We start from the raw sequence: 23,850 nt of genomic DNA, 5'->3' as shown, positions 1-23,850 counted from the left end.
TATACTCTCTTATCTCAGCTCTCTTGTCTGTTATGCACATTATACCCGCCATCGACCTCATTGAAGGCAAGGCCGTCCGGCTCACGCAGGGCGATTACAACCAGAAGAAGGAATACAACGCCCGACCGCTCGAAGTGGCGCAGCAATTTGAAGACGCCGGACTGACCCGCCTGCATCTGGTCGATCTGGATGGCGCGAAAGAAAAGCGAGTGGTCAACTGGAAAGTGCTGGAGCTAATTGCTTCCAAAACACGGCTTCACATCGACTTTGGCGGTGGTGTGCAGTCTGACGAGGATTTGCGGATGGTGTTCGAATGTGGCGCCAAACAGGTGACGGGCGGAAGTATTGCCGTTAAAAAACCGGACGTTTTCGAAAAATGGCTGTCGCAGTTTGGCCCGGAAACCATCATTCTGGGGGCCGATGCGAAAAATGAAAAAATTGCCGTCAGCGGTTGGGAAGAAGATACGCAGGTCTGGGTGTATGATTTTGTAGAAAAGTATGTGGAAAAAGGCGTTAACTACATCATCAGCACCGACGTGGCCAAAGACGGTTTGCTCGAAGGCCCCTCGTTCGACTTATACCGCAATTTGCAGGATCGCTTTCCGGAGTTGAACATCATCGCCAGCGGGGGCGTCAGCGGCATGCAGGACCTGGAAGTGCTGGCCGACATGAAGCTATTCGGCGTGATCGTCGGCAAAGCGATTTATGAAGGCCGGGTTACGTTGAAAGAGTTATCGATGTTTTTAAAATAAGTTGTTTCGCGGACGGGGCCGCCCGCGATATAACCCTCAGTTATGCTCACCAAACGCATCATTCCCTGCCTCGACATCAAAGACGGGCGGACGGTCAAAGGAACGAATTTTGTCAACCTGCGCGACGCGGGCGATCCGGTGGAACTGGGCGCCATCTACGCCCGCGAAGGAGCCGACGAACTGGTTTTTCTGGACATTACGGCTACGGTCGATGAACGCAAAACGCTGATCGAACTGGTTCGGAACGTGGCCCATACCGTCAATATCCCGTTTACGGTCGGGGGCGGTATTTCGTCGATCGCCGATGTTTCGGCTTTGCTGAATGCCGGGGCTGACAAGATTTCGATCAATTCGTCGGCGGTTCGCAATCCGGATCTGGTCGATGAACTGGCGCAGGAGTTTGGTAGTCAATGTATTGTAGTAGCGATTGACACCCGGTTTGTCGATGGTGAACACATTGTGCACACCCACGGCGGCCGGCGGCCCACGGAACTGCGAACGATTGTGTGGGCCAAAGAAATCGAAAACCGGGGCGCGGGCGAAATCCTGCTGACGTCGATGGACACCGACGGAACCAAAGCCGGTTTTGCCCTTGAACTAACGGCGCAGATTTCGGGTGCGGCCACTATTCCGGTGATTGCCTCGGGCGGAGCCGGATCGATGGACCATTTTGTGGATGTGTTTACGACCGGGAAAGCCGATGCCGGTTTGGCAGCCAGTATTTTTCACTTTAAAGAAATCGAAATACCGGCTTTGAAACGGTATCTGAGCCACCAGGGAATTCCGATGCGAACGACTCGTTAAGCAATGAAAACGAACCTTAAACCAAATCTCCGCCGAACGCTGTTCTGGGATGTCGATTACGACAAAATTAAATGGAACAAGAATTATCAATTTATTATTGAGCGCGTACTGGAGCGAGGTACATTTGACGAATGGAAGGAAATTAAACGCTATTATGGCATAGAAAAAATCAAGGAAGCGGCTTTGCAGGCGCGATGGTTAGACCAAACTACCTTATCATTTTGTAGTGCCTATTTTAAGACTCCTGTCAACCAGTTCCGATGCTATACACTGCGGTTATCGAACCCGGCACCCTGGGTATTTTAAAATACATCTCGTCTCACGATATATTTGAGTCATTCTGTTTGGTCGGAGGTACGGCATTGGCCTTGCAAATGGGTCATCGACTGTCAATTGATCTTGATTTTTTCTCACCGCAGCCTTTTGACAAGGAATTAGTTAAAACCGAATTGAGTGAGTATGGCGATTGGCTCACTTTCAGCGAAAATAAGATTGGACTTCGTGGCCAACTGAATAACGTAAAGGTTGACTTTGTAACCTACCGTTACCCTTTACTGGAACCGGCAACGTCTGAAGGTGGTATTCGGATGTTTTCAACAAAAGACATTGCCGCCATGAAGTTGTCGGCCATTACAAACCGTGGTGCTAAGAAAGACTTTTACGACATTTACTTTCTGATGCGTCAATATGGTCTTTCTCAGTTACTGGAATGGTATCAGCAAAAATATCAAACTAACAATCTATTTATGGTATTGAAAAGTCTGACGTATTTTGATGATGCTGAACTGACGGAAACACCGGTTCTTTTACAGAAAAAAACAGGCTGGATAACGGTTAAGAAAACGATTCTTGCGGCTGTAACAAATTATGTCTGATTCAAACATGAAAATTGACTTTTTGAAAAATACCGACGGCCTGGTTCCCGCCGTCATTCAGGACGCCGAAACCGGTAAAGTGCTGATGCTGGGCTACATGAATGAAGAAGCGTACGAAAAAACCCAGCGGGAAAATGTCGTGACGTTTTTTAGCCGCAGCAAGCAACGGCTTTGGACCAAGGGCGAGACGTCCAACCATTTCCTGCACGTCAAAGAGATGCTGGTCGATTGCGACGGCGACACGCTGCTCATCAAAGTGCAGCCCGCCGGACCAACCTGCCACACCGGTGCCGATACGTGTTTTGACGAAGTAAATCAAGGCAAAGGGTTATTCCTCAATTACTTACAGCGCATTATTCGGGACCGGAAGGAAAATCCGACGGAAAAGTCCTACACGTCGTCGCTCTTTAAAAAAGGCGTCAACAAAATCGCTCAGAAAGTGGGCGAGGAGGCCGTTGAACTGGTGATTGAAGCCAAAGATGACAACGACGACCTGTTTAAAGGCGAAGCCGCCGACTTGCTGTATCACTATTTAATCCTGTTGGAACAGAAAAATATCGACCTGGACGAAGTCATTGCGGTCCTGCAACAGCGGCATACAAAATAAGACGGCAAAACATTGGTTCAAAGTTTACGGTTTGAAGATTGGAGTTGCTTATTTTTTCATACAACTTTAGACGTCAAACTTTAATCTTAAACGTGCTATGGGTCTTATCATACGTATTCTGATCAGCGCAGTCGCTGTAATTGTTGCCAGTTATATCATTCCGGGTGTCGGGGTCGACGGTTTTGGCACGGCTTTGATCGTTGCCATCGTTCTGGGTTTACTGAACGCCTTTCTGAAACCCATCCTGGTTTTTCTGACCATTCCGATTACGATCATTACGCTGGGGCTTTTTTACCTGGTCATCAATGTATTGATGGTGTATCTGACGGATTACCTGGTCGGCGGTTTTCACGTCAGCGGGTTTATTGCCGCCTTGTTGTTCAGTATCCTGGTATCCGTCGTAACGTGGCTAATCGATTCAATTGTCAGCTAATCGCCATTTTCTTCCTTAAAAAAAGTCAGGCTATCCGGTCTGACTTTTTTATTGCCACGGGGTAGCTCATAACTTTTCTGAAGGAAGCCAGTTGTTAAGATGAATCGTTAGATTTGTAGCCATATGAAAAAACTCCTATCAATACTCCTTGTTATACAGGCCGTTAGTATCCATCACGTACATGCCCAGTGCGACCCGGCCACCCCACAACAAAATGCCGCTTACGAAAAAGTAGTGAAAGAACTACAGAACCAATTCCGAAATAACCCGCCTTCGGGTGACTGGAAGGTGTTCGACGAGCGGAGTTCGCTGGGTAAACTGGAGTTGAGCGATGAGTACGGCAAAATTTTCCGCATCTGTGGAGATCGGTACGACCTGACGTTCCAGCGGGCTTCGGCCGCCAGTCAGCAGAAAGCCCGGGCCGACAGCGCCAAAGCCATCGGTGATACGATTACGCAGCAGCAGCATTCCTTTGTGATGAGCACGGATTCGGTTTACCGGGAATCCGACCCGAACCGCACCAGCAATATGGCCCAGTCGACCGTCGATATCAACGTTGAAATGAATGCCGGAAATTACCGGGTCGAAGAACCCATCAGCAACCGGTTTGCGGCTTCCTACAAAACCATTCCCGTCAAGGGTGCACCGCTGGCACTCCAGATTATGCTGAAACCCAACGATGCCGGCGTGGCCTCCCGGCCCGAAACCGTTGTGTTGCTCGGTAACTGGAAAAATAATCTTCAGAAAAACCCCCGTGGGGATAAGTTGTACCACTATTCTTACAAAAAAGGGGGCACGATGATCGAAAACATGATCGTTACGATCAAAGCTCCGTTCGACGTTGCCAACGAAATTATAAAGAAAATCGACTGGCAAGCACTGAGCAATACGCTGACGAAATAGCCGCAACCGTGTGGAAGGGGCGCATGAAAAACCGGTTCACAATCGTATTTTTGTGGGATGAAAAGCATTGTAGTCTATTGCGGGTCGAGTCCCGGTACCAATCCCCTCTATAAAGAAGTCGCTGAGGAATTAGGCAAAAAATTTGCAGAAAGAGAAATCCGGCTCATTTACGGGGGCGGCAATTTCGGTCTGATGGGCGCCGTTGCTGATGCCGTGTTGACAAACGGAGGTCAGGTAACGGGCGTTATTCCCAACTTTCTGGCTGCGCTGGAAGTGGCTCACGAGACCTTGACCGAACTGCATTTTGTTGAAACGATGCACGAGCGGAAGTTCAAAATGGTGCAGTTTGCCAAAGGCGTTATTGCCCTGCCCGGCGGCTACGGTACGTTCGACGAGCTGTTTGAAATTCTGGCGTGGCGGCAGCTCCGGCTTTACGAAGGTCCGGTTGGTATTCTGAACGTCAACGGTTTTTACGATCTGCTGTTACAGCAACTGGACCGTATGGTGGCCGATGGTTTTTTGAAAGCCGAAAACAGGGAATTACTTATTGTATCAGAAACGATCGACGAGCTGTTAACAGCGATTGAAAAATACTGGGAGCAGGAAATTTAAATGTCGTAATCAGTCGGGTTTGAGAACTGGACAAACAGAAAGAAGGTGAAAACCGCAACAAACAACCAGCCGATTACCAGGCCGTTAACTAGATAGACGAATCCAAATACCAGGCCTGCCAGGCACAGCACAACGTTGATTAGCAGACGAAGCAATTCGCGTTGCGATGACGCGGCCTGAAAAAGCGTGTGCTTTTTTTTTCTTCTTTTAAAAGGGTCCATCTCAGTAATTATAACTAAAGGTATAAACTTGAAAATTATTTTTATAATAACTGGATTTATATTTTCTACTTTATAAATATTCTTAGCAAAAAGTGGGCCGGTTTAGTACTATGGCATTGGGTTTGACTTAGTTTTGGTAAACTAATCCTAGTGACTTCTTCGTTCTTATACATTAACTTCTACACCGTAGCCGATGAAATTTGGAGACCTTACGCTGATTGGGCTTTTGGGAATAAGTACGCCGATGGCCATTGCCCAGCAAAATACTCCGTCAAAAGTTGAAAGCCTGGGAAATCAGATCAATTCTGAATATAACGAAGTGAATCCGGTCATTTCGCCGGATGGACGAACCTTATTTTTTGCCCGGATCAGCCACCCGCAAAATACGCACGGCAACAAGGGCAGCCAGGATATCTGGTATTCGGAAATGGGTCAGGGAAATACCTGGGGACCGGCCCGGCGAATGGCTCCTCCGCTCAATAAAGATGAGTACAATTGCGCATACAGCATCACACCCGACGGAAATACGATGCTGATCAAAGGTGCCTACAACAACGGAAACTACGAAACACGCGGGTTTTCGATCAGTAAACGAACCGCCAATGGCTGGTCGGCTCCGCAAAAATTGAACATTCCCGGCTACGAACGAATCAGCAAAGGTCAATATGACTGCGGGTATCTGTCGGCCGATGGAAAAGTGCTGATCATGGCGTTTAGTGAAAAAAAGAACAGCAAGGAAGACGATATTTACGTCAGTTTCCGGCAGAAAGACGGTTCCTGGAGTAAACCGCTCAACCTCGGCCCGGAAGTCAATACGGACGGAACCGAAACTACGCCGTTTCTGGCCGCCGACGGCGCTACCTTGTATTTTTCCAGCGACCGGCCCGGCGGTTCGGGCAGCAATGATATTTATGTTTGCAAGCGCGTCGACAAAACCTGGAAACATTGGTCGAAACCGGTCAATCTGGGCCCCTCGATCAACACCGACGGCTATGATGCCTATTACTCCGTGGCGGCTTCGGGCGAATATGCCTACATGACGAGTTTCAAAAATACGTTGGGGAAAGGCGATATTGTTCGCATTAAACTGATCGATAAAGCGAATCCGAACGATACGACGGCCCCGCCGGAAACCCGGCCGGATCCGGTGGTATTGATCAGTGGGAAAGTGATCGATCAGAAAACCGGTAAACCCATCGAAGCCCGGGTGATTTACCAGACGTTGCCCGACGGTGCTGAAGCGGGCGAAGCCACCTCCGACCCGGTGACGGGTGAATACAAAATTGTATTGCCCTACGGAAAGCTGTACAGCATGCGGGCCGTTGCGCCCAATTTTATCGCCGAGGGGGGTAATATTGACCTCAAAGAAACCAAAGGCTTTCAGGAAATTAGTGGGAAAGAGCTGAAACTCATTCCGATTGAAGTCGGTCGCGCCGTGCGGCTCAACAATATTTTCTTCGACGTAGGCAAAGCCACCCTGCGTGATGAGTCGTTTCCGGAACTGGATCGCATGGTAACGACCTTCAACGAAAATCCGAAAATGGGGATTGAAGTCGGCGGACATACCGACAATACCGGTGGGAATGAATTAAACCTCAAACTGTCTCAGGATCGCGCGGATGCCGTTCGCGAATACTTCATCAGCAAAGGCATCGAACCCGACCGCGTGGCCAGCAAAGGCTACGGGGAGGCCAAACCGGTGGCCAGCAACGATACGGAAGAGGGACGGCAAACCAACCGGCGCGTCGAGTTCGTGATCAAGAAGAAATAAGCGGTTGTTTCGCGGAGTCGAGCGGAGAAAAGGGGAGGTACGCCGAGATTTTTTACTTTGCTTACCTCTCTTTTTCTCCGCTCGACTCCGCGAAACACCTTCTTAAATTTTGCCGTCTTTAGGATAGCCCGGATGCGCTTTCACCTTCCGGATTTGCCGCAAATGGCGGTCGACGTGGCCCCACTGATAGATGTAAACCTGATGCATGTTGCGGGGTGAATTTCCGGCAGCTGTAAACTCGAAATGGGCCCGCATGTCGGTTTTGGTCGTGTCGGCGAACGCAATTGCCTGGTTGCGAAGGCGTTTGAAAAAAGTCAGATTATCTTTTCCCCGGATAAAACCGGTCGGTTTTGCAATATCCGGCGCTTTATGCGGGCTGTCTTCCATAATAAAAGCATGGTAATAACTGTCCGGTCGGCTGGTCTGATTCAGATCGGGCTGGGGTTTGTTACGGGTTCCAATGCTGATCTCCCGCGCCCAGATGATTTCCCAAAGGGCCAGATGCTCAACAACTTCCGCAATCGACCAGCGTTCGGGTGTTTCGTGAAACTGCCATTGGGCCTCGGTCAGATTTTCGGTTTCGCGGATCAGTTCATCGCGGGTGCGTTTGAGGTTTTCTACGGTATACTTTTGGTCGGCTTCAGTCCAGAGTTTGCTTTGGGAAAAAGCCGGGATAACCGTCAGAAAAAAGAGAATGGTTGCAATTGATTTCATGGCGTGTAGATTTGATTTATGGCATCAAAACTACAGCACGCTGGAAAGGCGGTATTGTAAAAGTGCGACATTTTAAACGCTAACACCTCTTTTGCCTCGCCCGATAATCGGCCCGCTGCAAAGCCTTTTCCGCTTAAGATCGTGCACAAAAAAGCCCGACGAGTCGCCGGGCGGGGCCTTTCTGATTTATCTCTACGGCTATACGGCCGCCTAATCCAAACCCGGACGATGAAAATTCCGCGCTTCCGGAAAGGATTCTTCCATTTGCCGACGAATGCGACCGAGTAAGACCAACATATCCAGCACATCATCGGTTTTTTCGGGGTAATTCTCCAGTAGCGTATGCCAGGCCAGCAACGACTGGTCGACGCTAACCAGCACCAGCTTCGCTTTCCCGTTAAAATAAGCCCGAAGGTTGGCATCGTGGCTCGGACTGCGGTTGATCTGCAGGGCCGATATGACTTTTACCGGAATCAGCGTCCGGTACCATTTGATGATTTCCCAGGCATTTTTTAAGCTATTGAGCAGAACCACCGCTTCTTCCTGCGTTCGCAGGCCCAGATTGGTTTCAAAAACCTGCTGATGGCCAGCTTGTTCGAGCAGATCCTTTTCCTGTTTGAGCCATTCCGCCGTCTGGCGCAGGTAGTCGTCACACAAAGCGGGCAGGGAATTCGTTACTAACCGGTCGGAAGTCAGCGCAAGCGCCTTCGTTTCCTGTTCAATCGCCTGATGTTCGGGCAACAGCCGTTGCTGGCGGGCCTTGTCGACGTAAGATTTGGTCAGTTCAAGCGTCTCCATCAGCCGTTTTACCAGCGTTTCCGCATCCATATTTGGTTGCTTCAATCCGTCGGGGTATTGCACCGCAAAACTCTGACACCGTTTGGTGAACAGGCACCGTTCACACCATGAATCACAATAATTATAAATACCCGGTATTTGCTCCACGTCCTCACGCATGATTTATAGATAGTTACGTTGGTTTTATAAAGTTATAAAGAACGGCGATGTAATCTGTCATGACTTATTTGTTCGTGAATTTAATTTTCCTAAATTAAAAAACAAATAATTCTCATCATGTATAGATTATTATTTTGCCGATCATAGAATTATCAGATAATTGTTCTGTTAGTATTTATAAAATTTACACCAGTGAAATGGCACTTTACCCGTTCGTAGCCGCCCGCCAACGGATTAGTTCGAAACCTTGCACGCGCGTTCTCGTCTGGAAAAGCTATTTTTGACCCATCTAATCCATACTTCATGAAATCCCTTACCTGGCTGTTCCTGTTGGTCGCTCTATCGTCGGTGGCCCAAACCCCCGAAACCGCGCCCCTAGACTCATTGATGGCGCGCTCCAAACAATATTTCAATAACCAGCAACCCGACTCACTCTACGCGCTGATGGGCGAAACCGCGCACGGGCAGATGTCGGCGCTTCAGTTTTCGCAGGTTATCCAGGGCTTGAATGCCCAGTTAGGGCGCTGGCAATCGGCCGAACGCCGAACGGTTAGCGATGGCATTGCCCGTTATAAGGCCACGTTTGAAAAAGGAACGCTTGATTTTTACCTCAGTCGGGATAAAACAGGCAAAATTCATACCTTTCTTTTCAAGCCCTACGAAACCGCTGTCGCGGACAAAACGGCACCGGTATTGACCAGCAATTTGCTCCGGACCGGTGTGGATAAACAGGTCGATGCGGTGGCGCGGGCGTACATTAAAAAACAGAATACCGTTGGGTTAAGTATTGGCATTCTGCGCAACGATAGCCTGTATACATACGGGTATGGGGAAACGGCCAAAGGCAACGGACGGATTCCGGACGCTACTACTTTGTTTGAAATTGGCTCAATCAGCAAAACCTTCACCGCCACCTTGCTGGCTGATGCCGTTCAGCGCGGCCTGGTCAAGCTGGATGACCCTGTCAATCTCTATTTGCCCGACTCGATTCCTGCCTTGCAGAAAGACGGTATTCCGGTTACGCTCAAAACCTTGTCCAATCATACGTCCGGTTTGCCCCGGCTGCCGGCCAATTTGTTTATAACCGCAACGGACATGACCAATCCGTATAAACATTATGATCGGAAACTGCTCTATACGTACCTCAAAACCGCTACCTTGTCGCGTCAGCCGGGCAAGGAATACGAATACTCCAATCTGGCGGTCGGCTTGCTCGGAACCATTCTGGAAACGGTCAACAAAAAATCGTATGAAGAGTTGATTAAGGAACGGATTGCCAAACCGCTGGGAATGGCCCACACGGTGGTTACGCTGACGGAGAGCGACAAAAAAATGTTCGCGCAAGGCTACGATGCCAACACAAAACCAACGTCTTCGTGGGAATTTCAGTCGCTGGTGGGCGCGGGTGGAATCCGCTCTTCCGTCACTGATCTGGTGCGGTATGTAAAGGCGGAGCTGGGAAAAGGACCCAAAAAGCTGATCGACGCTATGAAGCAAACCCAGCAAATGACGTTTGAAAATGGCGCTACCACCATCGGGCTGGGCTGGCACTGGTCAGCGAAAAATCCCCGTCCGTGGTTCGGGCATCAGGGCGGTACTGGCGGCTTTGTAACTTACGTTGCGTTCAACCCATCGCGCCAAACGGCGGTTATCTTGTTGACCAACAGCCAAACCTCCATTGAAGAACTGACCACCGGATTTCTCAAACTTGCAGAAGAGAACACAAAATGAGCATCAAAACCATTAGTATTTTAGGGTGTGGCTGGCTGGGATTTCCGTTGGCAGAGAAACTTCTTGACGAAGGCCATGTGGTGAAAGGCAGCACAACCTCCAAAGAAAAACTTCCCGGTTTCTGGAAAAGAGGTATAAAGCCGTACGAATTGCGCTTTAGCCCCGAACCGGAAGGCGACGATTTAGCCGATTTTCTGGATACGGACGTGCTCATTATCGATATTCCGCCCAAAGCCGGCAAGCTGGGCGACCGTTTTCATCCCCAACAAATTCAGGCGGTGGTCGATGCGGTGCGAAAAAACCGTGTGCCGATACCCTACACGATTTATATAAGCTCAACATCGATTTATCCCGATTTAAACCGTGAAGTTGTTGAGGAAGATGTCGTAACGCCCGATCAATCGGCGGCTCCGGCTTTTATCGAAGCCGAACAAACCAGTCTGGCCCTGGGAAATGCGACGGTTTTGCGTTTCGGTGGTCTGCTGGGATATAACCGGATTCCGGGACAGTATGTGGCTGGTAAAAAGGAGCTGACTACGGGGTCCGTTCCGGTCAATTACATCCACCGCGACGATGGTATCGGCGTCATTCGGGCTTTTGTGGCCAATCCGCAGCCGGGGCAAACCTTCAACGTGGTGGCACCCGAACACCCAACCCGGGAAGCCGTTTACCGGAAAAACTGCGACGATTTCGGTTATGAAACGCCGACGTTTGCGGAACCGCCAGAACCGGCGGCTTTTAAAATCATAAGTCCGGCCAAATTGATAAAAACGATTGGGTATTCGTTTCAATATGCCGACCCATTGGCGTTTTATTACGCACCGCAAGGTGGATAATGAAGAGGTTGTCAGGCGATTCAAACCGATGCTAAAACTTCCATTTCAGCCGCACCGACAGGTTTCGGCCCGGATCATCGGCATAGTATCGAAACCGGTTGAGGTAATCGCGATAAACGGTATTGAACAGATTCGTTACCGTGAAACCGATATCAACCTGCTGGCTGGCGGAAACCGGCAGTGCAAAACCGGCCGTCAGATTCCAGAGCGAATAGGCGGGGGGCGGGGGTAGAAAATCGCTGTGGGCCGATTGCGGCCCGGAAGGAACGCGGTTTTGGCGGGCTACCCACAGGTTTCCGACGCCCGCAAAAACATCCCGTAATCGGCCCGATCTCCCGAAATCATAGCGCAGGCCATTTTCCCAGCGGTTGGGCGGGGTCATTACAATCGGCTGATCAAGAATCAGATCCTGCACGTAGAGTAGCGACAATTTGGAAGTTCCGCTCAATTTTGGCACCAAAACCGCCTGGATACTGGCGTCTAAACCCGCATAAAGCGCGTCGGTTTGTGTGTATTTAAAAGAAGGAAAAGCACCGCGAATCGTCAAAACCGGTTCGGCCTGCGGTTTTAGATAGATATAATTCCGGATCGTATTGTAGAAAAAACCGAATTCGGCCTGCATTTTCTTACCGGTATAATCTGTACTCAGATTGAGATTATAAGCCATTTCGGGCTGTAGTGTGCGGTCGCCGAGTTCGTAAGCCGCTGCGCCGTGGTGAACACCGTCGCTGAACAGTTCGCTCACGTTGGGCGCGCGCCAGGACGTTCCGGCGTTGAAGCGCGACAGCCACTTGTCGGAAATGGAATAGGTAGCGCCCACCGTGCCCGAAAAATTCCGGAAAATGAAAAGCGGTTTTTCCAACATCTTGTTCGCATACCGGAAAACCTGCATGGACCGGTAATCATACCGCAACCCGGCTTCGTATTCCCAGCGGTTAACTTTTAATTTTTCAATCCAGAAAAGCCCGGCGTTATAGGTCCGGAAGTTGGGGATCAGGGGTCGGCCATTCATGAGATTGAATTGGTACAAACCGCTGATACCCAGGCTTCCGGTCAATTTGTTGGCGATGGGTTTGTGCTCAAACACGAGGTCGTCGGTATAGGTTGTCAGCCGAAACCGGAGTTCGGGACGGTTGAGGGCGGCCAGTGAATCGTTTTTTGGGCGATGCAGATCATATTCCATCCGATCGTCGAATTGTCTGGCCAGGGTCAGGCTCAATTCTCCACCCGAAGCCGGTTTCCAGGCGGTCCGCCATTTTAATAAATCGTGCGTCAGTTGTTGATAAGGGCGTTGAATGGCGTAACTAAAACCGGATTTTATGAAAGGCTCGCCGTTTTCCAGCACGGCTTGCAGGTCGGTCAGACTCCCGATGTGGGAACCGGAGAAGATGCCAATTTTGGTGGAAAAGCGGCTGTAATACAGTTCGGAACGAAACCGGGTTGTCCGGTAGCCCATGGACGCCGAGAAATTCTGCTCGGCACTACCGGTGTTGTCCAGAAAGTAATTGGGCGTTCGAACGTTGCCGCCCCGCTTGAGCGTTCCCTGAAGTCGCCAGCCGAATCCTTTTCCAAAACCGCCTTCGGTTTGCAGCGAAGCGACACCCTGGCGCCCGTTGGTAAAACCGACCAGATTCAGTTCGCCGTGCACCGTTTTAGCCGTCGGCAGGGGCGCTGGTTCAACCAGAATTACTCCGCCAATCGCATCAGAACCATACCGAACCCCGGCGGCACCTTTAATGACGGTAATACGATTGGCCACAAAAGGATCAATTTCCGGTGCGTGTTCCGAACCCCACTGCTGGCCTTCCTGCCGGATGCCGTTGTTGAGAATCAGGACGCGGTTGCTGTGCATCCCGTGAATCACCGGTTTAACAATCGACGAGCCGGTTTGCAGCGTGGTTACGCCCGAAACGGTGCGCAATGCATCGCCCAATGATTGACCACGAGTCTGGTCAAGGGATTTGCCTTCCAGTTGCGAAACCGTCTGACTGCTCAAGGCCGCAGACCGCTGAGCGGTTACAGTAACGTCCTGAAGGTGAATGTCATCTTCCGTAAGCAGCACATTTTGTTCAGAAGTATGCACCAGAATCACGGGCTGAGCGATTTCCCGATACCCTACTATCCGACTAACCAGCGTGTATTGACCCTGGCACAACTGGTCGATCCGATAATGCCCGGTGTTATCCGTAACGGTGCCTTTCTGTAATTCCTTAATAAAAACGGCTGCGCCGGGAATGGGTTGACGGCTTTCCCGGTCAAGTACAACGCCCTTGATGAAGCAATCACAATGATCCTGTGCGAAAGTGGGGAGTAAAATGCACACCAGTCCCAAGGTCAGTATGCCGATGCTATAGATAGCGTAGTTTGCCTTCACATTCAATTAGTTACGTACTTTTTGTAAACAACAAAATTATATTATTTGCAACTAGGTTGCAACATTGTTGGGCTCTAATTTACCTACATTAGACTGACAGACAGCCAACATAAAATGAACAAAAGCCTTGTTTCTCTACTTTGTTTAACTATTTTTGGGAAAGATTAAACAAAGTGTGGTGTGCGATTCCACACACTGTGGTAGAATTTCCACAACTCGTTCTTTGACATCGTTTGGCATAGTGGTCCCGTTCGCTCGATTGATTAATTATAAACGGCTGTATTTCATTAAATTAAGGCGTTTTGGTAACATCGAATACAGAAATCTACAGGTTTGGTTGCATTCTTGTCTAATGGATATCAGACTTGGTTCAACAAAAACGACTTATAGATCATGACAGCACTTGAATTTACCTACAACATCGGCAAAGTTTCAAAGTCGCTGAAGCCATTTGCTCTGCGTTTAACGAAAGATGTTGAAGATGCAAATGACTTACTGCAGGACACTTTATTGAAGGCTTTTACGAACCGCGATAAATATACTGATGGTACGAACCTGAAAGCATGGTTGTATACCATTATGAAAAATACCTTTATTACGAATTACCAGAGAATGGTGCGGAAAAATACGTTCATCGATACGACGGACAATCTGCACTACATCAATTCGATGGAAAGCAGCACCGACAATACCGCTTATTCATCCTTTGCACAGGATGACATCAACCGGGCCGTAAATGCGCTGGATGATACCTATCGGACACCGTTTATGATGCACTTCCGGGGTTTTAAATACCACGAAATTGCTGCCCGTCTGGATATTCCCATTGGAACTGTTAAAAACCGCATCCACATCGCTCGTAAAGAGTTAAAAGATAAATTGAAAGTATACGCTTATCAGGCGTAAGCTAGAGTAAAAAGGATAGGCAGGAGAGAAAAGGCCATACAGAAGTTAGTAAAAGTCTTTGTTCTCTTGTCTACTTCCTTGATTCTCAAAATACATTTGATTGAGTAGTTTTTGGTTAAAAAAGAGGAAGGTTCCGAAAAGTTAGATGGTTTCCGTCTAACTTTTTTGGTTACGGCACAAGACGGATTTTTCAATCCGTCTTTTTTGTGTTTATTACCCGGCACTCTAACGTGACTTTCAGCATCCGGATTTTTAAAGAGCTACCTTCAGGGAGTTAGGAGCTGCTAAATTTTTACACATGTCTAAACGTGTCATTGTGATAGGAGCCGGCTTTGCCGGTTTGTCGGCCGCAACCAGTCTGGCCGACAAAGGGTTTGAAGTAACCATTCTGGAAAAAAACAGTCAGGCGGGTGGTCGTGCGCGTCTATTTCAGGAAGAAGGTTTTACATTCGATATGGGGCCCAGCTGGTATTGGATGCCCGACGTTTTTGAAACCTACTTCGGTCGTTTTGGAAAAAAACCGTCCGATTATTACAATCTCGTGCGGCTCGATCCGTCGTATGCAGTCATTTTTGGTGCTGACGATGCGGTTAACCTTCCCGCCGGAATTGAAAACCTGCAGGCGGTTTTTGAAGAAATGGAGCCGGGAGCCAGCCGTCGGTTACTCGATTTTCTGGAGCAGGCGGCTTATAAATACGATGTTGGCATTAACAATTTCGTCTGGAAACCAAGTCGGCGGGTGTCCGAATTCATGAGTTTGAAACTGCTCAAAGACGTGGTGCAACTGGATGTGTTTCAGTCTTTTTCCAGTCATGTCCGTAAGTATTTTTCAAACGAGCGGATTTTGCAGTTGATGGAGTTCCCGATTTTATTTCTCGGAGCAACGCCCGCCAACACGCCTGCGATGTACAGTTTGATGAACTATGCCGAAATTACGATGGGCACCTGGTATCCAATGGGCGGTATGCACGAAATCGTGAAAGCGATGGTGGCACTGGCGGAGGAGAAAGGAGTGAAGATTTTATTAAACCATCCGGTCAAACAAATTGATGTAACAAATGGTAATGCCAACAAAGTCGAAACCTACCAGGGGACTTTCGAGGCCGATGTGGTGGTGGCCGGGGCTGATTACCAGCATGTCGACAGCAAATTGCTGGCTCCCGAATACCGCAATTACGGCGAGTCATACTGGAACAGCCGGGTTTTAGCACCGTCGTCGTTGCTGTTTTACCTGGGAGTTGATAAGCGGGTGCCGCGTCTGCAGCATCATAACCTGTTTTTCGACGAAGATTTTGGGCAACATGCGCGTGAGATTTACGAAAAACCGCAGTGGCCTACGCGCCCGTTGTTTTATGTGTCGGCACCGTCGAAAACCGATCCGAGTGTAGCTCCGGCGGGCATGGAAAATCTGTTTATCCTGATTCCGGTAGCGCCGGATTTGAATGACCCGGAAGAAACGCGCGAGCGGTATTACAACATCGTGATGGATCGGCTGGAAGCCTATGTGGGTGAGGGCATTCGGGAGCATGTAATTTTTAAACGAAGTTACGCCCACAGCAATTTTATCGCCGATTACAATGCCTTCCGGGGCAACGCCTACGGGCTGGCCAACACGCTCCGGCAGACTGCGATTCTGAAGCCGGGCCTGAAGAACAAAAGGGTAAACAACTTGTTTTACACGGGCCAATTAACAGTGCCCGGCCCCGGCGTTCCACCCTCGTTGATTTCTGGACTCGTGGTAGCGGATGAAGTAACCAAGGAGTTTGGATAAGTGACTTGTCTTTAAATTTAACACTAATAGCTGTTCCTGCGTCTGTCTGAAGACGGTTCAGCCCAGCAACGACCCCTATGATCGAGTTATTCAATCGAACTGCGTTAGAGTGCAGCAAGCTGGTTACCGAGTATTACAGTACTTCCTTTACACTGGGTATCAAAACGTTAAGCCGCAAGTTTCACTTTCCGATTTATGCCGTTTACGGTTTTGTCCGGTATGCCGACGAGATTGTAGACACGTTTTACAACCATGATCAGAAGTATTTACTGGAAAAATTCAAGCGGGATACCTACGAAGCCATTGAGAGCGGTATTAGCCTGAACCCGATTTTACACTCATTTCAGGGGGTCGTCAAGGAATACGGTATTGAACGGAAAATGATCGATTCATTCCTGAAAAGCATGGAAATGGACCTGTATTGCAATCAATACAACGACAACAGCTATCAGGACTATATTTATGGCTCCGCAGAAGTAGTGGGATTGATGTGTCTGCGAGTCTTTTGCGAAGGCGATAAAGCTATGTATGAACGGTTGGAAGAGCCCGCCAGGAAACTGGGATCGGCCTTTCAGAAAGTGAATTTTTTGCGTGATCTCAAGAGTGATTACGTGGATCGGGGCCGCATTTATTTCCCCGGTGTCGATTTCAATGCCTTTACCAAAGACGCCAAGCGGCTTATCGAAGAAGACATTCAGCGCGATTTTGATGAAGCCTATATGGGCATTCTAAATCTTCCGCGCGGGGCCCGAATGGGCGTTTATCTGGCCTATACGTACTACCAAACCCTGTTTAACAAAATCAAACAGGTGCCGGCATCGCGGATTCAGGAGGAGCGGGTGCGGGTTCCGGATATGAAAAAGATCGCTTTGCTGGCGCAGACCTACGTGCGATTTCGGTGGAGCGGGCAATAAAAACGGCCCGATGCAGTACATCCGGCCGTTCTTGACGAATACTCAATTTTAATTCCGGGCCAGAATAACCCGCTTCGATTTCGTCTTGATATCAAATAATTGGGTTACCCGCTCATCGCCCGAGCGAACTTCAAACCCATACGTTCCATCCTGCAAAGTTGAAAGGTCAAACGTCGTAATTCGCAACGCATGATGCGAATAGGTCCTGGCATATAAAATTTGACGGTCTTTGGTGAGAATAAAAACACTGACCGCATCATGGAGCAGCAAAAACGGCCTGGTGACTTCAAGGCGAAACTTCAACGTACTCACTTCCCGAAATGATAATTCCAGCGCCGGGTTCTCTTTCGCCGTTTCGCGGATGGCTTCCGGTGTTTGAGCCCGCGCCGAATACCGGGTTAATCCGCCCGCAACGGCCAGCATCAGCAGGGCCCGTTTCAGATTCTGCGAATTGTAAATTTTCCTTTTCATGGTTGTATTAAGTTTTGATAAATGGACAGAATGCAATTTTTTAATTGGCAAATCTTCGTTGATTCACCTATAAAATATCGTTAATAAATTTATAACTTATTTGTATACAATGCGTTGCCGTACAGTAACGATCTCAAAAGTTGTTTTTATAATCACTGTTTGTATAAAAATCAGTCAATAAAAAGCGGTTTTTTACAAGTAGTCCCCTGAATAGTGAAATGAGATTTTAACCGTATCTTTGCGGTTTCTGGTTTATAGTTTACGGTTTTCAGTTTACGGTGGCTGACGCACGCTTACTAAGAATGCGTCAGCCACCATAAACCGTAAATGGAAAACTGTAAACGGGACTAGTATCTCAATCTTACTAAGGTTTAGCCTATGGTTTCAGAAACGGCCGAAAAGACGGTATCTGCCGGGGTACTGGCAAAATATGAGCTGGTAATTGGTCTGGAAGTTCACTGCCAGCTCCTGACGGCAACGAAAATCTTTGCCGCCGATTCCAACCACTTCGGCAGCGAACCCAATACCAACATTAGTGTCATCACGCTGGGGCATCCGGGTACGTTACCCAAACTCAACCGGAAAGCCGTCGAACTGGCGGTCAGAATGGGTCTGGCCTGTCGATCCGCGATTACGCAATACAACATTTTTGCCCGTAAAAATTATTTCTATCCCGATCTGCCGAAAGGATACCAGTTATCGCAGGATAAAACGCCGATTTGCGTCGGTGGTGAAGTGCCGGTGAAATTCAAAGATGCCAACGGACAAGTCGTCGAAAAAGCGGTTTTGCTGCATCACATTCACCTGGAGGAAGACGCCGGAAAATCGATTCACGACGGCGACTGGCACACCGTTCTGGATTATAACCGCGCCGGAACGCCCCTGATCGAGATGGTGACCGACCCGGTTATTCGCAGTGCCGAAGAAGCGGCCGCGTATCTGACCGAAGTCCGGCGGCTGGTGCGGTATCTCGACATTTGCGACGGCAACATGGAAGAAGGCTCGCTGCGCTGCGATGTCAACGTTTCGGTGCGCTTGTGGGGCGAAGAGGAATTTGGGACCAAAGTCGAAATCAAAAACATGAACTCGATCCGCAACGTCCAGCGGGCCATCGAATCGGAGCAACGGCGGCAGGTCGAGGCCATCGAAACCGGCGGAACCATCGTTCAGGAAACCCGCATGTTCGACGCCCATACCGGACTGACGCACGGCATGCGGATGAAGGAAACCATGAACGACTACCGGTATTTTCCGGACCCGGATCTGAGTCCGGTGGTGGTGTCGGACGAATGGCTGGCCGAGATCCGCGCCAACATGCCCGCCCTTCCGAAAGAGCGATATGAAAAACTCCTCAATCACTACGGTTTACCGGAATACGATGCGGCTTTGCTAGCCGATGTGAAAGAACTGGCGGATTATTTTGAAGCCGTTGGTCAATTGACGACCCATTATAAAGCGGTTTCCAACTGGATTATGGGGCCGGTGAAAGCCCAGCTGTCCGAAAAATCGCTGCGTGATGGTCAGTTTCCACTTTCGGTCGAAAAATTAGCGGAATTAATCAGCTTAGTGGATTCGGGCAAAGTGAGCTTCTCGACGGCCAGCCAGCGGATTTTTCCGGTGTTGATCGAACAGCCGGAAAAGTCACCGGAACAGGTGGCGCAGGAACAGAATTTACTGCAAAACAGCAATACCGATACGTTGCAGACGTTGGTAGATGAGGTGCTGGCGGCCTGGCCCGACAAAGTCAAAGAATATAAAAAGGGTAAGAAAGGGTTACTGGGCCTGTTTGTGGGTGAAGTAATGAAAAAATCGAAAGGCAGCGCCGACCCGAAACTGACCAATGAATTGCTTCAAAAATCATTGTCTTCTCCGTTATAACGTACAGGTAAGATGAAAAAAAATCGGATTGGATTTGTCGTTTTAGTGGGTTTAGCCTTGCCCCTGGCGGCTTTTGCTCAGAATGCCGGAAAAGAATTTACGGTAACAGGCACGGTGCAACATGCAAAGCCGGGCAGTAAAGCCTATTTGGAGACGAACGAGAAGGTTTCCAAACGACTCGATTCGACCCAGATCGACGCCAATGGAAGTTTTGCGCTGAAAGGCAACGAAATAAACGGCGGGAGTTTTTACAAACTCAACCTTGCCAATGAGCAGTTTGCGAGTTTGCTGGTAGAAGGAGGTGAAAATCTGGCCGTTACGGCGGATCTGAACGATAAAAACAAGCTTCGGATAAAAGGCTCCGTGAACATGGAGTATTATCCGAAAATTGTGGCAATCGATGCCATGATGCAGAAAAAAAGCAAAGAGTGGCAAAAACAAGCCGCCGAAGCTGCCCAGAAAAATGACCTTAAAAAAGGTGAAGCCATTGATCGGGAAGTGATGGCCACCAACAAGCAGGTCATCGACACGATCAAGGCGATGATTCCGCAGATGGGCACCTCGAGTGTGGCGATGATTGCGCTCAAATACCTGGATCCAAAAGAGCATTTTCCCTTGTATGAATCGCTGGCAGAGCAAATGCAGAAAGCCAAGTTGACCGGCAAACAGGCCCAGGCCTTCATCAACTTTGTGACGATGGCCAAGAGCGAAATGGCGGCTCAGGCTACACAGGTCGCGGTGGTCGAGGGGGCGCTGGCACCGGATGTGACGCTGGAAGATGCAAAGGGTCAGGTGATTAGCCTGTCTTCATTGCGTGGCAAATACGTCCTGATCGACTTCTGGGCGTCGTGGTGCAAACCGTGTCGGGAAGAAAACCCGAATGTGGTACGGATGTATAATAAGTACAAGGAAAAGGGGTTTGAAGTATTCAGTATTTCACTCGATGACAACAAGAATGCCTGGCTGAAAGCCATCGAAAACGACGGTATGATCTGGACGAACGTATTGGGCAAGAAAAACGGGAGTTCCGCCGTTGCCCAGCAATATTCGATTCAGGTAATTCCAACCACGTTTTTGCTGGATAAAGATGGAAAAATCATTGCCCGAAACCTCCGCGGCCCGGCTTTGGAGCAAAAACTGGAATCCATTCTGGATAAATAATTGACGGTTTTCGGTTTACAGTTTACGGTGGCTGACGCGTTATCCTTCATGCGCCAGCTAGAGCGCGTCAGCCACCGTAAACCGTAAACTGAAAACCGAAAACTCACCACCTCTTTTATGAAAATTGCGATCGTCGGTTGCGGCAATATGGGCATGGCCTTTGCCAAGTCTTTTTTGCAGTATGATTTGGTAAAAAAAGAAGATTTACTGCTCGTTGAAAAAAGTGCAGAACGTTCCGAAGCCTTAAAAGCCGAAAAAACCGGCGTCGTAGTCGACACCATCAGTGCCCGGATTTCGGAAGTGGATTTAATTATTTTGTCGGTTAAACCGCAGGATTTCAATAGTTTGCAGGAAGACCTGCGGGAAGCCATTCAACCGCAACAGGTTGTTTTATCGATCATGGCAGGCATTCCGATTGCAATCATTCAGGAAAAGCTGAACCACCGGCTGGTGATCCGCGCCATGCCCAACACGCCCGCTATGCTGGGGATGGGAATCACCGGTTTTACGGCCGCAAAAGAAATAGATCTGGGCAATCTGCGCAAAGTCGAAAACCTGATCAATGCCACAGGTCGATCCATTTTTTTGGAAGACGAAGCTCTGCTGGACGCCGTTACAGCCCTCAGTGGCAGCGGCCCGGCGTATTTTTACTACCTCGTGAAAGCCATGATTGAAGCCGGAAAACAAATGGGCTTCGATGATTCCGTCGCTTCGTTGCTGGTAAAACAAACGATGCTCGGTGCTTTCCATCTGATCAATACCGCCGATAAATCCCTGGACGAACTGATCAAAGCCGTTGCGTCCAAAGGTGGCACGACGGAAGCCGCGCTGAAACGGTTTGAAGAAGGCGGTTTGTCGGATACACTGATTGCGGGAATTAAAGCCGCCCAGGTTCGGGCCACGGAGCTGAGCAAATCCTGACCGCTGACGAGGTTAAATTCCCGTATACGTATACGGCGTAATGGCTCGTAATTCCGCCTTTACCGAATCTGAAACGTTCAATCCGTCGATAAACCGCGCCATGGTGTCGGCGGTAATTTTCTCATTCGTCCGGGTCAAATCCTTCAGGGCTTCATACGGTTTTGGATAGCCTTCGCGCCGAAGAATGGTTTGAATGCCTTCGGCTACCACGGCCCAGTTCTCTTCCAGGTCGGCGTGAATGGCGGCTTCGTTCAGTTGCAGTTTTCCCAGGCCTTTTAACAATGATTTCAACGCAATCAGCGAATGGGCAAACGGAACGCCCAGGTTGCGCAAAACCGTTGAATCGGTCAGATCGCGTTGCAGTCGTGAAATGGGCAATTTTGCCGACAGGTGCTCAAATACCGCATTGGCAATGCCCAGGTTGCCCTCCGAATTTTCAAAATCGATCGGATTCACCTTGTGTGGCATCGCCGACGACCCCACTTCGCCCGCCTTAATCTGCTGCTTGAAGTAATTCATCGAAATGTAGGCCCACATATCGCGGTTCAGATCGATCAGAATCGTATTCAGCCGTTTGAAGGCATCGAGCGTAGCCGCCAGCATGTCGTAATGCTCGATTTGTGTCGTATTCTGGCTCCGTTCCAGACCCAGTTTTTCCACAAAATCGTCGCCAAAGCTTTTCCAGTCGATGTCCGGGTAGGCCACACAATGCGCGTTGAAATTACCGGTTGCGCCCCCAAATTTGGCGGATACCGGAATGGACGAAAGCATAAAAAGCTGTTTTTCAATCCGTTCACAAAAAACCAGGAGTTCCTTGCCCAGACGCGTCGGAGAGGCTGGCTGGCCGTGGGTGCGGGCCAGCATCGGGATGGCTTTCCACTGCTCCGCCAACTCCTGCAACTTCATGAAAACTTCCCGGTATTGGGGCTCAATTTCGGTCTCCAACGCGTCGCTCAACAGCAAGGGCGTAGCGGTATTGTTGATATCCTGCGATGTAAGACCAAAGTGAATAAATTCCAGGTGGTCGGCGATGTTCAGATCCGCCAGTTTTTCCTTGATGAAATACTCCACCGCTTTGACGTCGTGGTTGGTTTCGCGCTCAATTTCTTTGATCCGCAGCGCATCCGCTTCCGAAAAATTCTCGTACAACGCCCGCAATTTTGGAAAAACCTGATGGTCGATGTCTTTCAACTGGGGCAGCGGTAGTTCGCAGAGCTCGATAAAGTATTCGATCTCAATCCGGATGCGGTAACGAATGAGTCCCCATTCCGAAAAATAAGGGGCCAGCGATTCAATTTGACGGCGGTAACGGCCATCAATGGGCGATACGGCGGTAAGCGCGGAAAGTTTCATAAGCTAAAAGAAACCGCAAAGTTAACCGAACCGTCCGAAACCACTCTTCAGAATAATTAAAATTCCTGTATATTGGCGGCTTTATGACAGAACGAATATTTTATTGACTTAATACGATTAGTCGCCTTACTCCTAAACCTTCCCTTTTTCTATGCAACTCTCTCCCTTTCTCGGCGAACTGGTTGGAACAATGGTATTGATTCTTTTGGGCGATGGCGTCGTCGCAAACGTCGTGTTGAAGCAGACCAAGGGCGAAGCATCCGGCTGGATTGTCATTACAACCGGCTGGGCCTTTGCCGTTACGATGGGCGTGTTCGTTGCCAAAGCGTTCGGCAGTATCGACGGCCACCTGAATCCGGCGGTAAGCGTAGCTTTTGCCGTGGCCACTGGCGATTACAGCAATCTGGCGACTTACATTCCGGCTCAGCTCATCGGTGCTTTCCTGGGAGCGGTGCTGGTTTGGCTGCATTATTTACCCCATTGGGCCGCTACGCCCGATCCGGGGGCCAAGCTGGCGGTTTTTTCCACGGGTCCGGCCATTCGCAATTCGGTCGGCAATGTCATCAGTGAAGCCATTGGCACGCTGGCCCTGATCGTCGGGATTGCCGGGATTTCGGCCAAGGCCCTCGGAACAATTGCCATTGGGTTGGGGCCGTATTTAGTCGGTGTACTGGTCTGGAGCATTGGTCTTTCGTTGGGTGGCACCACCGGCTATGCCATCAATCCCGCCCGCGATTTGGGTCCCCGGATCGCCCATGCGATCCTGCCGATTCCGGGAAAGGGCTCGTCGGATTGGGGCTATGCCTGGGTGCCCATCGTTGGCCCCCTAGTCGGTGCCATTCTGGGCGGTTTGCTGATCCGGTGGTACGCGCTGTAACCTGATTG

Annotated in this window: 23 protein-coding genes; 18 read left to right on the top strand and 5 right to left on the bottom strand. The window is 49.4% G+C overall.

Annotation, left to right across the window (positions count from 1 at the left end):
• Nucleotides 1-32: 32 nt before the first annotated feature.
• From hisA to EHT87_RS28390, 9 genes are all read left to right on the top strand, one after another.
• The gene (gene hisA / locus EHT87_RS28435) at nucleotides 33-752 is read left to right on the top strand and encodes a 1-(5-phosphoribosyl)-5-[(5-phosphoribosylamino)methylideneamino]imidazole-4-carboxamide isomerase (RefSeq protein WP_124910160.1); all 720 of its coding nucleotides are present in this window, start codon (nucleotides 33-35) and stop codon (nucleotides 750-752) included.
• A gap of 42 nt (nucleotides 753-794) precedes the next feature.
• Complete coding sequence (gene hisF, locus EHT87_RS28430) at nucleotides 795-1,556, top strand: imidazole glycerol phosphate synthase subunit HisF (RefSeq protein WP_124910159.1); 762 nt, start codon at nucleotides 795-797, stop codon at nucleotides 1,554-1,556.
• A 3-nt stretch (nucleotides 1,557-1,559) separates the two neighbouring features.
• Nucleotides 1,560-1,862, top strand: coding sequence for a DUF6922 domain-containing protein (locus EHT87_RS28425; protein ID WP_124910158.1), 303 nt, complete (start codon nucleotides 1,560-1,562; stop codon nucleotides 1,860-1,862).
• On the top strand, nucleotides 1,817-2,431 hold the full coding sequence (locus tag EHT87_RS28420) for a nucleotidyl transferase AbiEii/AbiGii toxin family protein (protein WP_124910157.1): 615 nt from the start codon (nucleotides 1,817-1,819) through the stop codon (nucleotides 2,429-2,431). The genes EHT87_RS28425 and EHT87_RS28420 overlap by 46 nt, the downstream gene beginning before the upstream one ends.
• 7 nt (nucleotides 2,432-2,438) lie before the next feature.
• The gene (hisIE, locus tag EHT87_RS28415; RefSeq protein ID WP_124910156.1) at nucleotides 2,439-3,038 is read left to right on the top strand and encodes a bifunctional phosphoribosyl-AMP cyclohydrolase/phosphoribosyl-ATP diphosphatase HisIE; all 600 of its coding nucleotides are present in this window, start codon (nucleotides 2,439-2,441) and stop codon (nucleotides 3,036-3,038) included.
• Between the two features lie 97 nt (nucleotides 3,039-3,135).
• Complete coding sequence (locus EHT87_RS28410) at nucleotides 3,136-3,471, top strand: phage holin family protein (protein ID WP_124910155.1); 336 nt, start codon at nucleotides 3,136-3,138, stop codon at nucleotides 3,469-3,471.
• A gap of 123 nt (nucleotides 3,472-3,594) precedes the next feature.
• The gene (locus EHT87_RS28405; RefSeq protein ID WP_124910154.1) at nucleotides 3,595-4,374 is read left to right on the top strand and encodes a hypothetical protein; all 780 of its coding nucleotides are present in this window, start codon (nucleotides 3,595-3,597) and stop codon (nucleotides 4,372-4,374) included.
• A 57-nt stretch (nucleotides 4,375-4,431) separates the two neighbouring features.
• Entirely contained in the window at nucleotides 4,432-4,986 is a 555-nt protein-coding gene (locus EHT87_RS28400; protein ID WP_124910153.1) for an LOG family protein, read from the top strand.
• Nucleotides 4,987-5,451: 465 nt separating this feature from the next.
• The gene (locus EHT87_RS28390; RefSeq protein ID WP_229321434.1) at nucleotides 5,452-6,978 is read left to right on the top strand and encodes an OmpA family protein; all 1,527 of its coding nucleotides are present in this window, start codon (nucleotides 5,452-5,454) and stop codon (nucleotides 6,976-6,978) included.
• A 102-nt stretch (nucleotides 6,979-7,080) separates the two neighbouring features.
• On the opposite strand, the gene EHT87_RS28385 is transcribed toward EHT87_RS28390, so the two are convergent.
• Both EHT87_RS28385 and EHT87_RS28380 read right to left on the bottom strand, forming a co-directional pair.
• The gene (locus tag EHT87_RS28385; RefSeq protein ID WP_124910150.1) at nucleotides 7,081-7,692 is read right to left on the bottom strand and encodes a DinB family protein; all 612 of its coding nucleotides are present in this window, start codon (nucleotides 7,690-7,692) and stop codon (nucleotides 7,081-7,083) included.
• A gap of 210 nt (nucleotides 7,693-7,902) precedes the next feature.
• Complete coding sequence (locus EHT87_RS28380; RefSeq protein WP_124910149.1) at nucleotides 7,903-8,649, bottom strand: hypothetical protein; 747 nt, start codon at nucleotides 8,647-8,649, stop codon at nucleotides 7,903-7,905.
• Nucleotides 8,650-8,952: 303 nt separating this feature from the next.
• Between EHT87_RS28380 and EHT87_RS28375 the strand changes: the two genes are divergently transcribed.
• Entirely contained in the window at nucleotides 8,953-10,380 is a 1,428-nt protein-coding gene (locus EHT87_RS28375; protein WP_124910148.1) for a serine hydrolase, read from the top strand.
• The gene (locus EHT87_RS28370; protein ID WP_124910147.1) at nucleotides 10,377-11,216 is read left to right on the top strand and encodes a Rossmann-fold NAD(P)-binding domain-containing protein; all 840 of its coding nucleotides are present in this window, start codon (nucleotides 10,377-10,379) and stop codon (nucleotides 11,214-11,216) included. Before EHT87_RS28375 ends, EHT87_RS28370 begins: the two co-directional genes overlap by 4 nt.
• A gap of 31 nt (nucleotides 11,217-11,247) precedes the next feature.
• On the opposite strand, the gene EHT87_RS28365 is transcribed toward EHT87_RS28370, so the two are convergent.
• On the bottom strand, nucleotides 11,248-13,590 hold the full coding sequence (locus tag EHT87_RS28365; RefSeq protein WP_229321423.1) for a TonB-dependent receptor: 2,343 nt from the start codon (nucleotides 13,588-13,590) through the stop codon (nucleotides 11,248-11,250).
• 393 nt (nucleotides 13,591-13,983) lie between these two features.
• Here EHT87_RS28365 and EHT87_RS28360 point away from each other — a divergent pair, with 393 nt between their 5' ends.
• The 3 genes from EHT87_RS28360 to EHT87_RS28350 all read left to right on the top strand — a co-directional run bounded on the left by EHT87_RS28360 (nucleotide 13,984) and on the right by EHT87_RS28350 (nucleotide 17,181).
• Nucleotides 13,984-14,496, top strand: coding sequence for an RNA polymerase sigma factor (locus EHT87_RS28360; RefSeq protein ID WP_114407740.1), 513 nt, complete (start codon nucleotides 13,984-13,986; stop codon nucleotides 14,494-14,496).
• A 298-nt stretch (nucleotides 14,497-14,794) separates the two neighbouring features.
• The gene (gene crtID / locus EHT87_RS28355) at nucleotides 14,795-16,267 is read left to right on the top strand and encodes a bifunctional phytoene desaturase/3,4-desaturase (protein WP_124910146.1); all 1,473 of its coding nucleotides are present in this window, start codon (nucleotides 14,795-14,797) and stop codon (nucleotides 16,265-16,267) included.
• A gap of 77 nt (nucleotides 16,268-16,344) precedes the next feature.
• Complete coding sequence (locus tag EHT87_RS28350) at nucleotides 16,345-17,181, top strand: phytoene/squalene synthase family protein (protein ID WP_124910145.1); 837 nt, start codon at nucleotides 16,345-16,347, stop codon at nucleotides 17,179-17,181.
• Nucleotides 17,182-17,229: 48 nt separating this feature from the next.
• Here the strand turns inward: EHT87_RS28350 and EHT87_RS28345 are convergent, their stop codons facing one another.
• Nucleotides 17,230-17,652, bottom strand: a complete 423-nt coding sequence (locus EHT87_RS28345; RefSeq protein ID WP_124910144.1) for a hypothetical protein — start codon at nucleotides 17,650-17,652, stop codon at nucleotides 17,230-17,232.
• 378 nt (nucleotides 17,653-18,030) lie between these two features.
• Between EHT87_RS28345 and gatB the strand changes: the two genes are divergently transcribed.
• From gatB to proC, 3 genes are all read left to right on the top strand, one after another.
• Nucleotides 18,031-19,530 (top strand): Asp-tRNA(Asn)/Glu-tRNA(Gln) amidotransferase subunit GatB, encoded by a 1,500-nt coding sequence (gene gatB, locus EHT87_RS28340; RefSeq protein WP_124910143.1) that lies wholly within the window; start codon nucleotides 18,031-18,033, stop codon nucleotides 19,528-19,530.
• A gap of 12 nt (nucleotides 19,531-19,542) precedes the next feature.
• Entirely contained in the window at nucleotides 19,543-20,691 is a 1,149-nt protein-coding gene (locus EHT87_RS28335) for a TlpA disulfide reductase family protein (RefSeq protein ID WP_124910142.1), read from the top strand.
• Nucleotides 20,692-20,808: 117 nt separating this feature from the next.
• Nucleotides 20,809-21,612 (top strand): pyrroline-5-carboxylate reductase, encoded by an 804-nt coding sequence (proC, locus tag EHT87_RS28330; RefSeq protein ID WP_124910141.1) that lies wholly within the window; start codon nucleotides 20,809-20,811, stop codon nucleotides 21,610-21,612.
• Between the two features lie 12 nt (nucleotides 21,613-21,624).
• On the opposite strand, the gene purB is transcribed toward proC, so the two are convergent.
• Nucleotides 21,625-22,965: an adenylosuccinate lyase gene (gene purB, locus EHT87_RS28325; protein ID WP_124910140.1), complete on the bottom strand. Its 1,341-nt coding sequence runs from the start codon at nucleotides 22,963-22,965 to the stop codon at nucleotides 21,625-21,627.
• 151 nt (nucleotides 22,966-23,116) lie between these two features.
• On the opposite strand from purB, the gene EHT87_RS28320 reads away from it, so the two are divergent.
• Nucleotides 23,117-23,842 carry an MIP/aquaporin family protein gene (locus tag EHT87_RS28320; RefSeq protein WP_124910139.1) on the top strand — a complete coding sequence of 242 codons (726 nt, stop codon included), beginning with the start codon at nucleotides 23,117-23,119 and terminating at the stop codon, nucleotides 23,840-23,842.
• The last annotated feature ends 8 nt before the right edge of the window (nucleotides 23,843-23,850 follow it).

The organism is Larkinella knui (assembly GCF_003858645.1).
Taxonomy (GTDB): Bacteria; Bacteroidota; Bacteroidia; order Cytophagales; family Spirosomataceae; genus Larkinella; species Larkinella knui.
Note: the sequence above shows the minus strand (reverse complement) of the source record. Positions and strands in the feature narration are given on the sequence as shown.